Annotated in this window: 12 protein-coding genes and 1 pseudogene; 11 read left to right on the plus strand and 2 right to left on the minus strand. The window is 66.7% G+C overall.

What is annotated here, in order from left to right:
• The first annotated feature begins 4 nt into the window (after window positions 1–4).
• The 11 genes and pseudogenes from AAYO93_RS18975 to AAYO93_RS19030 all read left to right on the plus strand — a co-directional run bounded on the left by AAYO93_RS18975 (window position 5) and on the right by AAYO93_RS19030 (window position 11405).
• The gene (locus AAYO93_RS18975; protein WP_345762746.1) at window positions 5–2629 is read left to right on the plus strand and encodes a glycosylhydrolase-like jelly roll fold domain-containing protein; all 2625 of its coding nucleotides are present in this window, start codon (window positions 5–7) and stop codon (window positions 2627–2629) included.
• Complete coding sequence (locus tag AAYO93_RS18980; RefSeq protein WP_345762747.1) at window positions 2626–2997, plus strand: nuclear transport factor 2 family protein; 372 nt, start codon at window positions 2626–2628, stop codon at window positions 2995–2997. Before AAYO93_RS18975 ends, AAYO93_RS18980 begins: the two co-directional genes overlap by 4 nt.
• Before the next feature lie 28 nt (window positions 2998–3025).
• Window positions 3026–3820, plus strand: a complete 795-nt coding sequence (locus tag AAYO93_RS18985) for a TIM barrel protein (protein WP_345762748.1) — start codon at window positions 3026–3028, stop codon at window positions 3818–3820.
• Window positions 3817–5360: pseudogene (locus AAYO93_RS20250) on the plus strand (GMC oxidoreductase). The gene AAYO93_RS18985 and the pseudogene AAYO93_RS20250 overlap by 4 nt, the downstream one beginning before the upstream one ends.
• Before the next feature lie 67 nt (window positions 5361–5427).
• On the plus strand, window positions 5428–5826 hold the full coding sequence (locus tag AAYO93_RS19000) for a C-glycoside deglycosidase beta subunit domain-containing protein (protein ID WP_345762751.1): 399 nt from the start codon (window positions 5428–5430) through the stop codon (window positions 5824–5826).
• Window positions 5823–6926, plus strand: a complete 1104-nt coding sequence (locus AAYO93_RS19005) for a sugar phosphate isomerase/epimerase family protein (RefSeq protein WP_345762752.1) — start codon at window positions 5823–5825, stop codon at window positions 6924–6926. The genes AAYO93_RS19000 and AAYO93_RS19005 overlap by 4 nt, the downstream gene beginning before the upstream one ends.
• Window positions 6923–7957 carry a sugar phosphate isomerase/epimerase family protein gene (locus AAYO93_RS19010; protein WP_345762753.1) on the plus strand — a complete coding sequence of 345 codons (1035 nt, stop codon included), beginning with the start codon at window positions 6923–6925 and terminating at the stop codon, window positions 7955–7957. Before AAYO93_RS19005 ends, AAYO93_RS19010 begins: the two co-directional genes overlap by 4 nt.
• 17 nt (window positions 7958–7974) lie before the next feature.
• On the plus strand, window positions 7975–8757 hold the full coding sequence (locus AAYO93_RS19015; protein WP_345762754.1) for a nuclear transport factor 2 family protein: 783 nt from the start codon (window positions 7975–7977) through the stop codon (window positions 8755–8757).
• A 10-nt stretch (window positions 8758–8767) separates the two neighbouring features.
• Window positions 8768–9184 carry a C-glycoside deglycosidase beta subunit domain-containing protein gene (locus AAYO93_RS19020; protein WP_345762755.1) on the plus strand — a complete coding sequence of 139 codons (417 nt, stop codon included), beginning with the start codon at window positions 8768–8770 and terminating at the stop codon, window positions 9182–9184.
• Window positions 9181–10377: a Gfo/Idh/MocA family protein gene (locus tag AAYO93_RS19025; protein ID WP_345762756.1), complete on the plus strand. Its 1197-nt coding sequence runs from the start codon at window positions 9181–9183 to the stop codon at window positions 10375–10377. Before AAYO93_RS19020 ends, AAYO93_RS19025 begins: the two co-directional genes overlap by 4 nt.
• A 26-nt stretch (window positions 10378–10403) precedes the next feature.
• Window positions 10404–11405: a sugar phosphate isomerase/epimerase family protein gene (locus tag AAYO93_RS19030; protein ID WP_345762757.1), complete on the plus strand. Its 1002-nt coding sequence runs from the start codon at window positions 10404–10406 to the stop codon at window positions 11403–11405.
• Between the two features lie 71 nt (window positions 11406–11476).
• Here AAYO93_RS19030 and AAYO93_RS19035 read toward each other — a convergent pair whose 3' ends face one another.
• Both AAYO93_RS19035 and AAYO93_RS19040 read right to left on the minus strand, forming a co-directional pair.
• Entirely contained in the window at window positions 11477–12895 is a 1419-nt protein-coding gene (locus AAYO93_RS19035) for a hypothetical protein (protein WP_345762758.1), read from the minus strand.
• Window positions 12896–12956: 61 nt separating this feature from the next.
• The gene (locus AAYO93_RS19040; RefSeq protein ID WP_345762759.1) at window positions 12957–14222 is read right to left on the minus strand and encodes an ROK family protein; all 1266 of its coding nucleotides are present in this window, start codon (window positions 14220–14222) and stop codon (window positions 12957–12959) included.
• Between the last annotated feature and the right edge of the window lie 92 nt (window positions 14223–14314).

Below are 14314 nucleotides of genomic sequence, written 5' to 3' on the forward strand. Positions count from 1 at the left end.
GCACATGACTCTCGAACGGCTGCGCGACGTCACCGACGGGGTCGTGCCGAACTCGATCATGCCGCTCTTCTGGCAGAAGGGCGGACCCACCGAGGTCGTGCGCGAGGAGATGGAGCGCATCGGCGACGCGGGAATCGGCGCCGTCATCCTCGAGGCGCGACCGCACCCGGAGTTCCTCGGCGACGGGTGGTGGCGCGACGTCGACGCTGTACTCGAGATCGCCCGACGACGGAACATGAAGGTCTGGTTCTTCGACGATGACACGTTCCCTACCGGCCACGCGGGCGGTGCCGTAGAAGCGGCGGCACCCGATGTGCAGCGGCACTTCCTCACCGAGAGACACGCCGATGTGGTCGGACCCGCCCGTGGTGGGTCGCTCATCGTCGATCGCCGAAAGTTCTGGGGGCCCGAGGCGGCCTCGGACCCTGGTCGCCTCCTTCACGTGCTGGCGTACCCGCGGGCGGAGTGCTCTGACGAACTGACCGGCGAACCGGTCGACCTCACCGACCGCATCGTGGATGGAGTGCTGTATTGGGACATCCCTGATGGCTGGTGGCGGGTCTTCTTCGTCTCTGTCACGGCGGACGGCGGCAGTGACCCGCACGCTCACCACATCGACTATCTCAACGCGACCTCGACGCAACTGCTCATCGACAGCGTGTACGAGCGCATCCACGAGCGGTACGCCGACGAGTTCGGCTCCACGATCGCGGGATTCTTCAGCGACGAGCCCGGACTCTACAACGACCCGGACACGTTCGACTTCGGCTCACAACTCGGCAAGCCCGTGCCGCTGCCCTGGAACGACGACGTCGCAGCTGCGTTGTCGGAGAAGCTCGGCACGGATGCTGCATCCCTTCTGCCGCAACTGTGGTGGCCGGCCGGCGGTCGGGAACGTGAGATCCGTTACGCGTTCATGGATGTCGTGACGCGCCTGTACTCCGACAACTTCAGCCGGCGGCTCGGTGACTGGTGCCGCGCCCATGGTGTCGAGTACATCGGGCACGTCATCGAGGACAACGGCGCTCACGCGCATCTCGGCCCCGGCGTCGGGCACTACTTCCGGGCGATGGCCGGGCAGGACATGGCCGGGATCGACATCATCGGCGGACAGGTGATCCCAGGCTTCTCGCGCGGCCCGTTCGGCAACGTGTCGGGCGCCGCAGACGGCGAGTTCTTCCACTTCGGACTGGCCAAGCTCGCCTCATCCGCCGCGCATCTCGACCCGCTCAAGCAGGGCCGTGCGATGTGCGAGACGATCGGAGCGTACGGCTGGTATGCGGGGCTGCGCCTCTTCACCTGGCTGACCAACCACCTCCTGGTGCGCGGGGTGACGCACGTCGTTCCGCACGCGTTCTCGCCGGCACCGTTCCCGGACCCGGATTGCCCGCCGCACTTCTTCGCGCAGGGCAACAACCCGCAGTACCGGCACCATCACCTGCTCAGCGAATACACGAACCGTCTCAGCCACCTGCTTCAGGGCGGAACGCACATCGCTCCGTTCGCCGTGCTCTACCATGCGGATGCCGAATGGCTGGGCGACGCGATGCCGAGTGAGCGACCGATGCGGCTGCTGATGGAGGCGCAGCTGGACGCCGACATCCTGCCTGCCGACATACTTTCCGGCGCGGGCAGCGCAGGTTCGGCGCTCGCCGTGGGAGGCGAGACCTACGACGCATTGATCGTGCCGGGGAGTGCCTTTCTGCCCGAGCATGTCGCCCGCGAGCTGCTGCGCCTCGACGATGCCGGCGTTCCGGTGGTCTTCGTCGATGAGGTGCCCGAAGTCGCAGGCGCCGACCCGACCGCGCTCCGAACGCGGTTCCGGGCGGTTCGACAGCGGGGGCTGGTCGCGGCCGTCAGCGGGATGACCCAGCGTGCCGTGAGGCTGGACCGGCCGGCCTCGTCGCTCCGGGTGCTCCGTATCGACCAGGGCGAGGCGGATGTCGTCATGCTCGTGAACGAGTCCGTACGCGACGCCGTGCGCATCTCTGCGACGATCCCCCGTCGCGGACAGGCGATCGCACTGGACGCCTTCACTGGAACACTGACGGCCGTGCCGAGCGGGAACGGTCCGGATTCCACGATCGTCGACATCGAACTCGGCCCGGGCGGCACCGCGCTGCTGATCGTCGGCCGGCGGTCTGCGTGGGATGGGATCGCGGTCCTCCCCGCAGTCGTGCGCGGCACCGGCGAAGAGCTCGCGTCCACGTGGTCGATCACGATCGCCTCAGCGCTGGAGTATCCCGCGTTCACCGACTGGCAGGAGCTCGACGAACTTCGTCCGCTGAGCGACCCCGACCTTCTTCCGCGATTCAGCGGTACCGCGCGCTACACGACCGACTTCGATTTCGAGAGCGTCGGAGACCGACACGTCCTCGACCTCGGCGAGGTTTTCGAGCTCGCGACGGTGCGCCTCAACGGCGTCGATCTCGGCACGCGCATCGCGCCCCCGTATGTGTTCGACGTGCCTGACGGCATCCTTGCCGCGCGCAACACGATCGAGATCGAGGTCACGAACACACTCGCCAAGGCACAGCCCGACTTCTTCTCCGCTTTCGCCCAGCAGGATCCGACCGGCCTGCTCGGCCCGGTGACGATCGCGCCGCTGGTGCAAGGAGCGTCGGAATGACCGGGAATCGCGCCGCATTCGAACAGTTCTGCGACCTCTTCTATACGCAGAAGAGAGTCGCGGATGCGTTCGCCTACCTCGTCTCGGACGACTACATCCAGCACAACCCGACGCTCGCCGACGGGCCTGCGGCCGCGGTCGAGGCGCTGACGCCGAAATTCGGCGGCAACCCCGATGCGCGGTTCGAGATCCAGCGGATCCTCGTCGACGGCGACCTCGCGATGGTGCACGTCAGGGCTTCGAGCACTGGTCGGCCGGACGCCGCTGTCGCCGACATCTACCGCTTCGACGACGGAAAGCTCGTCGAACACTGGGACGTCCTCCAGGCCGTCCCGGAGAACCCTGCCCACGACCATCCGATGTTCTGAAACGCCACGATCCGAAACGAGAGACGACATGTATCAACTCGCCCCCAACATCGAACTGCTCTTCACCGAGGCAGGGGACTACCACGACCGCGTACGGGCAGCGGCTGCGGCGGGCTTCACCGCCGTCGAGATGTGGGGTCCGACCGGCGTGGACGCACCCGCGAAGCCCAAGGACATCCCCGCTCTCAAGGCGGCGCTCGAGGAGACCGGAACGACTCTGACCGCCCAGCTCTCCGAGCCGCGCACCCAGTTCATGATCCCGCCGCGGGACCACTCGGAGTTCTACCGCAAGCTCGATGAGGGCGTCGATATCGCCCACGAACTCGCCTGCACGCGCATCGTGGTCGGGAGCGGCACCGGGTTCGGGGGCAGCAAACGCCAGACCCAGCTCGACGAGCTCGCCGAGATCTATCGCAAGGCGATCGCGCAGATCGAGGGCTCGGGCATCACCCTCGTTCTCGAAGCGGTGAACGTTCGTGTCGACCACCCCGGTTCACTGCTCGACCGCACCGCCGAGTCCGCTTATGTCACGCGCGGTGTCGACTCCCCGTTCTTCGGCATCCTGTACGACCTGTACCACTCGACAGTGGAAGGCGAGGACCCGGCTGTCGAGCTGGCCGGCGCCGGGGAGCTCGTCAAGTACGTTCAGATCGCGGACGCCCCGGGACGTGGCGAACCCGGCTCGGGCTCGATCGACTGGCCGAGCGCGCTGGGCATCCTGCGCGGATCCGGCTATGACGGCCCCATCGGTCTCGAGTACTACCCGACGCAGGAGTCGTCGGCGTCCGTCGCCCTGATCCGCGACCTGGCGGCGACGGCGTGAGCAGGTATCCCGACTCCGTCGACGTCGCGATCGTGGGAAGCGGTCCGACGGGCGCCGCGTATGCGCGGATTCTTTCCGAGGAAGTGCCGGATGCGATCGTCGCGATGTTCGAGGTCGGGCCGACCGTCTCGGACCCTCCGGGCGCGCATGTGAAGAACATCGAGGATGCGGCCGAGCGCGCCGACGCCCAGGAACGATCGGAGGGACCGGGCGCGGGTGCTGCGACCGTGAACTCGCCCGGCGCGGTGACGGCCGGCCTGCGCCGCGCGCGGCCGGGAACGTATCTGCTCGAGGCCGGCTTCCAGGAGCCGGACGAAGACGGGATGCCCGTCGTCGCCTTCTCGAGCAACGTCGGCGGAATGGGTGCGCACTGGACCGGCGCCTGCCCGAGGCCCGGCGACAGCGAGCGGATCGCATTCCTCCCCGACCTCGACGAGTTGCTCGACGAGGGTGACCGGCTCCTCGGCGTCACGACAGACGCGTTCGACGGAGCGCCGTTCACGGCGCTCGTGCGCGAACGGCTCGGCGCCGCAGTCGATGATGATCGCGACCCTGAGCGGCGTGTGCAGCGGATGCCGCTCGCCGTCCACCGCCGCAGCGATGGGCGGCTCGCCTGGTCAGGATCGGACGTCGTCTTCGGCGACGCAACGCGCAGCAACTCGAACTTCACCCTGTACGACGAATCGCTGGTGTCGCGCGTCCTGCTCGACGACGGTCGTGCGGCGGGCGTCGAGGTGCGTGACCGCCGGACCGGCGAAGTGCACACCGTTCGGGCGCGTTTCGTCGTCGTGGCCGCGGACGCGCTGCGGACCCCGCAGGTGCTGTGGGCATCCGGAATCCGTCCTCCGCCCTCGGGCGCATGCTCAACGATCAGTCGCAGGTCGTCTTCGCCACCCGCATCCGGGATGCTGCACCCGTCAGGGCCGCCGCACCGGGCGGCGACTTCGGCACCGACCAGGTGATCGACGGACCGATCAGTGAGCAGAGCGGCGTCAGCTGGGTGCCGTTCACCGACGACATGCCCTTCCACGGACAGGTCATGCAGCTGGATGCCTCGCCGATTCCGCTCGCTGACGACGACCCGGCGGTGCCTGGTTCCATCGTGGGCCTCGGGCTGTTCTGCGCGAAGGACCTGCAGTGGGACGACCGGGTCGAGTTCAGCGACGACGAACTGGACTGGTACGGGATGCCGGCCATGCGCATCCACTATCGGCTCACCGAGCGGGATCACGCAGTGATCGAGCGAGCGCAGTCCGAGATCGTCGAGCTGGCCCGGGCAGTGGGTGACCCCATCGGCGACCGGCCGTTCACCATGCCGCTCGGCGCTTCACTCCACTACCAGGGCAGCGTCCGGATGGGGGAGACGGATGACGGTCGTAGCGTCTGCAACCCCGACAGCGAAGTCTGGGCTGCGCCCGGCGTCTTCGTCGCGGGCAATGGAGTGATCCCGACCGCGACCGCGTGCAACCCGACCGTGACCTCGGTCGGACTCGCGGTGAAGGGCGCGCGTCGCATCGCGCACGGACTTGTGAAGCCATGAGCTCTTGCTTATGTCTAAATCCGACATTAGAGTGTAGAAACAAAGACAAAGTAGTCAAGGAGGAGCTGTGATCCCCGATCGCATCATCGAGCAAGGAACGCTCAGAACCGACGGCCGGCGTGCGGCGGTCGAAGTGCGCATCCCCTGGTACCGGGCACTCCCGGCGTCGTGCATCGCGGACGCCGCGCTCGCGATCGATGGAATCGCCGCACCAGCGGACTCACTGCGCTGGGAGCTGAACGGACAGGTCCGCACCTTCGCCGAGATGCGCGACGACACCGACGAATGGTGGTTCCCGCTCGACTCGGCGGTGCTCTCGGGTGACGTCCCGATCGCTGCGGACGACGCCGAGCATGAGGTCTCGGTCGATCTGACGCTCTACATCCCCTACATCGTCATCGGCGACGACGAGGTGCTCCACATCGAGGAGCACGACTCGAAGAACATGAAAGCGGTGACGGCATGAGCCTCGGCACTCCTATCCAGGGCGTGACGCTGTACAGCTTCACGCGAGCGTTCCACGGCCGCGAGTACGACCTCGAGGGTCTCATTCGCAAGGTCGCCGCAGACGGCTACGGACCCGGGCTGGAGGTCATCGGCTTCTCCAGCTTCCGCGGCTTCCCGGTCATCGAAGACTCCTTCGCCGGCTGGTTCCGCGACCTCGTGTCCGAGGTCGGGCTCGTTCAGACCTCCCTCGCGATCAACGCCGACATCGGTATCCATCGTGACCGGATGCTCAACCAGGACGAACTCATCGAATACATGCGGAGGCAGATCGAGGCGGCGGCGAAGCTCGGGTTCCCGATCGCCCGCGTGCAGATCTCGCTGACCCCCGATTCGATGGCCGCACTGGCTCCGATCGCCGAACGGTACGGGGTGACCCTCGCACTCGAGGTGCACGCTGACCAGTACGCGTCGCATCCACGCATCCTCGCCCTGCGCGACCGCTACGAAGAGGTGGGATCGCCCTTCCTCGGGTTCACGGCCGACTGGGGAGCCACCACGATCGGCTTCGCGCCGTCGCTCCTCGAGGCCTACCGCCGTCGCGGCGCCTCGGAGGAGTTGCTCGGCAAAGTCGTCGAACTGTGGAACGAGTTCTATCAGGCAGGGCCGCCCGCCGACCAGGCCGACCACGGACAGCGCTTCGGCCGGTTCATCGGTCTCGCCGCCCAGAACGGTCGCCCCGACCTCGGGATCGACTTCGCAATCAACGGCACCGGTCTCTTCGGCCCCGCACGGGTCGACGACTGGCTCGAGATCATGCCGTGGATCAAACACGTGCATGGCAAGTTCTTCGGCATCGACGAGAACCACGAGGAACCGTCCGTTCCCGTACGCGACCTGATCGCACTGCTCGTGCGGAACGGCTACAACGGCGCGATCTCCAGCGAATACGAAGGCTGGCACTGGAACCACTGGCAGTCGCCGTTCGAGATCATCCGCGACGAGCAGGCCGTGCAGCGCTCGGCCGCCCAGGATGCGGGAAGCCGCATGGTCACCAACGCCGCAGAGGCACAGGCGCAGCTCACTCAGTGGCTGCCGAAAACGGAAGGAGCGAGCGCATGAGCGACGACGGCATCGCCGGCACCGGCATCAAGCTCGGCACGACCCTCTATTCGATGACCAGCGAGTTCGCGGCCGGCCTCTACACGCCCGAAACCCTGATCGCGGCGGTTGCCGAGAACGGGATCGGACCCGGCGTCGAGTTCAACATCGCGCAACTGCTGCGCACTTACCCCGACGTCGATGACGAGTTCGTGAAGCTCTGGTTCGACTCGATGGAGAAATACGAGCTCGAGCCGAGCGCCGTCGGCACCAACCTCGACATGGGCCGGCGCAAAGACCGCGATATGACCCCCGACGAAGAGCACGACTTCCTCGCGCGTCAGCTGAAGACGGCGCACACCCTCGGCTTCAAGCGGGTGGTCATCCGCTCCGCGGGCAGGGAGCTGCTGCGCAGTCTCCTGCCGCTCGCCGAGAAATACGATCAGCGGCTCGGCTACGAGATCCACGCACCCCAGGGGCCGAACGATCCGACGGTGCTCGGCATCCGAGAGCTCTATGACGAGCTCGGCAGCGACCGCCTCGGCTTCACCGCCGACTTCTCGTCGACCATGCACAGCCTCTCTCCGACACTGCTCTCGCAGCTGGCGAAGATGGGCCTCGAGGAAAAGCACTTCCCCGTCATGGATGAGATCTGGCACGAGCCCACGCCCATGCACGTGCGCAACCAGAAATTCGAGGACTATCTCAGGGGCGAGGGTGTGGACCCGACGCGCTTCGGCCCGTTCACGCGACTCGCATTCAACATGCACGGGCTGGTTCCACCGGAGGAATGGCTGGACATCATGCCGCAGATCTTCCACGTGCACTCGAAGTTCTACGACATCGGAGCGGACGGCGAGGAGCCGGCCATGGACATCCCTCGAATCGTGCGGCAGTTCGTCACAGGCGGCTACACGGGGTATCTCTCCAGCGAGTGGGAGGGCCACGCGTTCTCCGATCTCGGCGAAGCGGACCCGATCGACCTCGTCAAGAAGCAGCACGCGCTCATCCGGCGCACCATCGAAGATGCCGTCGCCGGCGTCCCGGCCTGATCACAGGAGACAGATCGATGTCAGAGACCGTCACCGACACATCCGTCCAGGACCTCCTCGCCGAGGTCGCGCGCCTGCGCGACGAGGTCGCCGCTACGCAGCGGCTCGCCCGTCGCGCCGCCGACCGCGGTGAGATCGAGAACCTGTTCAACCGTTACATGTACCTGCACAACGCCTTCCAGGACGAGCGCATCATTCCGCTCTGGGTGAAGCGCGGGACGGACGGGATCCGCGCCCGCTATACGAACGCGGGCCAGTACACCGACTACGACAGCGTCATCCGCTACCACCAGGGACGCCCGGCTCCCGAGGGAAAGCTCATCCTCCACGCGACGACCACCCCGGTGGTCGAAGTCGCAGCGGACGGCGAGACCGCAAAGGGAGTATGGCTGATGGCGGGCACCGAGTCCGGTCTCACCGACCCGGCCGTCGCCGAGGCGTTTCCCGACATGTACTCGCCGGACGAGGTGCTCGGCAAGAAAGTGTGGGCGCACTGGGTGTGGTGCAAATACGCCATCGACTTCCTGCGCCAGGACGGCGAATGGAAGATCTGGAAGTTCCGCTGCTACGAACTCGCCAGGGCGCCCTTCGAAGAGAACTGGGTCAGCTTCGGCCAGAAGAACCAGGGCGCGTTCGACCTCGACCTCATGTACTTCGGCGACGACGGCAAACCCGTCTTCATGCCGAAGGCCGACGAACCGGTGCCGAGCGAGAACCACCCCTACAGCCCGACGACAGTGCAGAAGCTCGAACCGGAGCCTCCGCTGCCGCACGAAACCTTCGTCGACACGTTCAAGTAGGAGATGGATCATGGCAACGCACAACTCGCTCTTCGCTGAGAAGGATGTCCGTCGCACCGCCGACGGAATCGCCGTCTCGGTCCAACTGCCCTGGTATCGGAGCCTGTGGCTTTCGGCGGTAGACGGCGTCGACGCCTCCGTCAACGGCGTCGCGGTCCCGCGCGACGACCTGCGGTTCGAGCTCAACGGACGCAGCTATCGTGTCGAAGAACTCCCCGGGCAATCGGAGACCCTCTGGTTCGTCGCGGATCGGCCCGAGATCATCATCCCGCTCGGCCACGCGCCGGCGGAGGGCGAGAAGCTCACGGTGGAGGTCGTGCTCACCATGCGACTCCTCTATATGCAGATCGTGCCGGGCACCGATGGCGGCCCCGGGCGGTATGTGACCAACCGCGTGCCCGTCGAGCGCGAGGTGGTGCTGGCATGACGGAGCGAGTCGACGGTCGCCCTCTGCGGGTCGCGATGATCGGCTACGGGTTCATGGGAGCCGCGCACTCAGTCGGATGGCGGCAGGCGCCCGCTGTCTTCGACCTTCCGCTCGGAGTCGAGATGGCGGTGCTGGTCGGGCGCAACGCGGATGCCGTGGCGCAGGCCGCCGCGCACTGGGGCTGGACCGAGTCGGCGACGGACTGGCGGTCGGTGATCGAGCGGGATGACATCGACATCGTCGACATCGTGACGCCTGGGGACTCGCATGCAGAGATCGCCATCGCAGCACTGGATGCCGGCAAGCACGTGCTGTGCGAGAAGCCGCTCGCCAACACGGTGGCGGAGGCCGAGGCGATGGCGGCCGCCGCCGATCGAGCTGCAGAGCACGGTGTCAGAGCGATGGTCGGATTCACCTATCGGCGCGTGCCGGCGGTGACCTTCCTGCGGGATCTGATCGCGCAAGGCGCCGTGGGAAGAGTGCAGCAGGTCCGCGCGGCCTACCGTCAGGACTGGCTGGTCGATCCGAACGCGCCGCTCGCCTGGCGGCTGCAGAAGGAGCACGCGGGGTCGGGGGCGCTCGGTGACATCGGCGCCCACATCATCGACATGACCCAGTTCGTGACCGGCCAGGAGGTCGAGGCCGTCTCCGGCACGATCGAGACGATCGTCAAGCAGCGTCCACTGCTCGGATCCGGTGCGGGCCTGTCGGGCGTCGCTGCGGAAGGGTATGGAGAGGTGACGGTCGACGACACCGCCATCTTCACAGGCCGGCTCGCCGGAGGAGCACTGGTCTCATTCGAGGCCACGCGATTCGCGACCGGACGCAAGAACGCGCTGACGATCGAAGTGTCGGGAGACCAGGGAGCACTCGCTTTCGATCTCGAAGACCTCAACAGCCTGCAGTTCTACGACCGCAGAGAGCCTGCCGATCGTCAGGGGTTCAGGAAGATCCTCGTGACCGAGGCGCAGCATCCGTATGTCGGCGCATGGTGGCCGGCAGGACACATGCTCGGCTACGAACACGGGTTCGTCCACCAGGTCGTCGACCTCGTCGGCACACTCGTCGACGGCACGGAGCCGCATCCGACGTTCGCCGAAGGGCTGAGCGTTCAGCGGGTGCTTGCTGCCGTCGAGGAGAGCGCGGCGAAGGATTCCGCGTGGGTCCGCACCGGCGTCCACGCTCAGGTGTGAGTAGTTTCCTAGAGAAGGAGTTCCTGATGACCCGTCCGATCACACTGTTCACCGGCCAGTGGGCCGATCTGCCGTTCGAGGAGGTGGCCCGGCTCGCCGGTGAGTGGGGTTACGACGGCCTCGAGATCGCGTGCTGGGGCGATCACATCGATGTTTCACGGTGGGACGACGACGAGTATGTGCAGTCGCGGCGCGACATCCTGGAACGTAACGGACTGAAGGTGTGGACGATCTCGAACCACCTCGCCGGCCAGGCGGTATGCGACGACCCGATCGACGAACGGCATCGCGACATCCTGAACGACCGGGTGTGGGGCGACGGCGATCCTGAGGGGGTGCGTCGGCGTGCCGCCGAGGAACTGAAGATGACCGCCCGGATGGCGGCGAAGCTCGATGTGAAGACGGTGACCGGTTTCACGGGGTCGTCGATCTGGAAGGCTGTCGCGATGTTCCCGCCGGCGTCCGACGAGTGGATCGCCGCGGGATACCAGGATTTTGCCGACCGGTGGCATCCCATCCTGGATGTGTTCGAAGAGGTCGGCGTACGTTTCGCCCTGGAAGTGCATCCCTCGGAGATCGCCTACGACTACTGGACCGCGAAGGCGACACTCGAGGCGATCGGCCATCGGAAGAGCTTCGGTATCAACTTCGATCCGTCGCACTTCATGTGGCAGCAGCTGGACCCGGTGGCGTTCGTGCTCGACTTCGCCGACCACATCTTCCACGTGCACGTCAAGGAGTCGATCACGAACCTCGACGGCCGCAACGGCGTCCTCGGATCGCACCTTCCGTGGGCGAACCCGCGCCGCGGCTGGACGTTCGTGTCCACCGCGCACGGGCAGGTTCCCTGGGAGCCGCTGTTCCGGGCGCTCAACGCCATCGGCTACACCGGGCCGACCTCGGTGGAGTGGGAGGACGCCGGGATGGATCGGCTTCAGGGCGCTCCGGAAGCCATCGCTTTCGTGCGCAAGCTGAACGCGATCACGCCACCCGCCGCCGCGTTCGATGCTGCCTTCTCTACGAAATAGCGCGCGGACATCTGTTTGCCACAGTTAGACCTTCCCGTTCCTTTGGGCGATCGATCTTTGGCGAACGGATTTCAGAGTCCGGTCGCAAGCGCGCCGAGGGCAAGGGCGAGGTGCCGACGCGTCAGGTCGGTGGCGTCCGCGTCGAGCCACTCGTGGCCGCCCCATTCGCTGCAGAGCGTGCCGGTGAATCGCGATCGACGCAGCAACGATCCGACATCGCGGAGCGGTTGCGATACGCGATCGTCCGTGTCATCGAGGTCCCAGAACTTGAGGTGGTACGCGCCGACCATGGACAGGATGCCGCGTAACGCGTCCGTCGAAGACCGCCCGAAGCGCACCAGCAGGTTCATGTACAGCGTATGCACCCGGGGCGGCACGCCTCCCGAGCGCAGCAGCGCCACGACAGCCTCCAGCGTTGCGGGTTCCAGCCACGCATCCGTCAGTCGGGCGAGGAGCTCGGGAGGGATGCCGCCGGCGGCCAGTTGCTCGAGAAATGTCGGCGGCAATGCCGGCATGAGCATGCTCGTGTCGACCAGCAGCCGGATGCGCGGGTCGTCGAGAGCCGCGATGTCGTCGATCGCGGTGGCGATCTGCGGCGCATCCGGTGCCTGTTGCCCCTGGAGTTCTTCGTAGAGTGTGAGGCCGAGCTCGTGCAGGGTGGGCTGCAGACGGCGCAGCAGCGTGGGGCCGGCCTGGCCGATCGGCAGCCTCACACCCTCGGCCCCGACATCGAACGCCGTCTGCAACTGGGGGAGCACGAATGCCAGCCGCTGGTCGTCGTCGCGTCGGCGGCTCGGCGAGAGCCAGTCGTCGATACTCACCCCGACGATGGTGACCCGGCCGCCGGCAGCGCGAAGTCGTTCGCGGAGCTCGACCGCCTCGGTGGTGGACGGCGCAGGAAATGAGCGCCAGAGCTGGCCTTCCTCGAGTTCGATGACGGAAGCCACGTCGTCGGCGGCAATGGCCACCGCGATGTCGGTCGCGGGACGGTCGGCTCGTATCACGTCCGCCGTCCAGTTGAAGGCGCTCGCCGAGAGCGTCCACGGCGTGGGGGTCGCCTCCGGAACGTCGGCTGCGCGTGCCACAGGGCGCGAGGTGGGCTCCATCGCCTGCCCTCCTCGAGCGTCCAACGATCGTTCGACGGAGAACGGGATCGTGAGCGGACCGTCCGGTCCACTCTGCAAGTAGGGCACGACGAGCGCGAAGGAGACGGTGACGATGTGGATGCCCGGCCCGAGCATCCACTCGCCGTGCAGGATGAGGCGGTCCTGCAGAAACCACCACGCGCTTTCCGTGGCCATCGCGTCGATGGCGATGGATCGATCGTCGATGTTCGCACGGAGGGACTCGCAGGTGCGGCCATCGATGACCAGGCGGAACTCGGTGACGCTCGAGAGGGGCAGGGAGCGGATCCACGGCAGGCAGACCTTCAGCGCGAAGCCCTCGCGGGTCGAGGTCAGTGCGTCGTCCTGCAGGATGGGCAGAGTCACAGCGCTCCTTCGTCAGCTTATGGACGTAAGCTACACGCTTACGTCGAAAACCGGAAGAAGTTCAGACTGGTGCTTTGACGCCCTCGATCGTCGGGCGACCCGACGCGAACCAGCGCGGGAACGTGACCTCGAACAACTCCTCGATGGCCAGCTCGGCTCCGCCGCGCAGGGGCTCCCGCTCGTCGCCGACCGAGCGGACGATGGAGAGATCGCGGGTGGCCAGCGGCAGCGAGAGCTCATAGACGCGCTGCCGAACCTCGGCGAGGAAGATCTCGCCGGCCGCCGAGACCGCACCGCCGATCACGATGACAGCGGGATTGAACATGTTGACGAGGGCGGCGATCGACTCACCGATCAGTCGCGCCGACCGCTGGACCAGAGAAATCGCGAGCGCGTCACCGTCGACAGCCGCGATCGACACCGCCTCCGGGGTGATCAGCTCGCCGCGGGCGACCAGGCCGGCGAGAATCCCGACGGCTCCTTCGTCGAGCGCGCGCGTGGCATCCCTCACGATCGCCCAGCCCGACGCCTCGGCCTCGAGGCATCCGACCTTGCCGCAACGGCAGGGGGTCTCCGAGTCGCGAACACGGACGTGGCCGATGTCCCCTGCTGCGCCGTTGGCTCCACGGTGAATACGACCGTGGGAGACGAGACCCGCGCCGATGCCGCTTCCGACCTTGCAGTAGATCAGGTCGATGGCGTCGTCGCGTCGATGACTGCGCTCAGTGAGGGCGAGGAGGTTCACGTCGTTGTCGACCCAGACCGGGACATCGAAGCGCTGCTCGAAACGTCGCCGGACATCGAAGCCGTTCCACCCCGGCATGATGGGCGGGGCGACGGGGGAGCCGGACTCGAAATCGACGGGTCCGGGGACGCCGACGGACACTGCCCAGACCGGTCCGCTCGGATGCTCGGCCAGGAGCTGGTCGATCATGCCGAGCGACATGTCGATCGTCTCAGCCGGGCCCCGGCCGATGTCCCATTCGCGGTGCGCCTCCGCGAACACCTCGCCGTCGAGAGTGGAGAGCCCGACCCGGATGTGGAGTGCCCCCAGCGCGCAGATCACGATCGTGGCCTGATCTGAACGAAAGCGAAGGGTGCGCGGTGCCCGTCCACCGGAAGACGGACCGAACTCGCCGTCCTCGAGGAATCCCATCTCGATCGCGGCCTCGACCCGTTGCGTCACGACACCACGACCGAGTCCGGTCAGCCGGCCGATCTCAGGTCTCGTTTCAGCTTCGCCCGTGCGCACGAGATTGACGACGCGCAACAGGCTCATCACTTCATCTGTTTGCGCGCCGAATCGGAGCGCCGAGTCCCTGGCCATGCTTGATTCTGACATAACGGCGGCCCTTTGCGGTCGAAAAAGGAGCAACTTAGGCGCTCTTTGCGGCCACTTGCGCGGCTGCGGAACCAAAG

The organism is Diaminobutyricibacter sp. McL0608 (assembly GCF_039613825.1).
In the GTDB taxonomy this organism is placed as follows: domain Bacteria; phylum Actinomycetota; class Actinomycetes; order Actinomycetales; family Microbacteriaceae; genus Diaminobutyricibacter.

Coding starts and splice junctions, on each gene's coding strand:
- AAYO93_RS18975 (WP_345762746.1), top strand. CDS start 5: ATGACTCTCGAACGGCTGCGCGACGTCACCGACGGGGTCGTGCCGAAC.
- AAYO93_RS19025 (WP_345762756.1), top strand. CDS start 9,181: ATGACGGAGCGAGTCGACGGTCGCCCTCTGCGGGTCGCGATGATCGGC.
- AAYO93_RS19020 (WP_345762755.1), top strand. CDS start 8,768: ATGGCAACGCACAACTCGCTCTTCGCTGAGAAGGATGTCCGTCGCACC.
- AAYO93_RS19010 (WP_345762753.1), top strand. CDS start 6,923: ATGAGCGACGACGGCATCGCCGGCACCGGCATCAAGCTCGGCACGACC.
- AAYO93_RS19040 (WP_345762759.1), bottom strand. CDS start 14,222: ATGGCCAGGGACTCGGCGCTCCGATTCGGCGCGCAAACAGATGAAGTG.
- AAYO93_RS18980 (WP_345762747.1), top strand. CDS start 2,626: ATGACCGGGAATCGCGCCGCATTCGAACAGTTCTGCGACCTCTTCTAT.
- AAYO93_RS19030 (WP_345762757.1), top strand. CDS start 10,404: ATGACCCGTCCGATCACACTGTTCACCGGCCAGTGGGCCGATCTGCCG.
- AAYO93_RS18985 (WP_345762748.1), top strand. CDS start 3,026: ATGTATCAACTCGCCCCCAACATCGAACTGCTCTTCACCGAGGCAGGG.
- AAYO93_RS19005 (WP_345762752.1), top strand. CDS start 5,823: ATGAGCCTCGGCACTCCTATCCAGGGCGTGACGCTGTACAGCTTCACG.
- AAYO93_RS19015 (WP_345762754.1), top strand. CDS start 7,975: ATGTCAGAGACCGTCACCGACACATCCGTCCAGGACCTCCTCGCCGAG.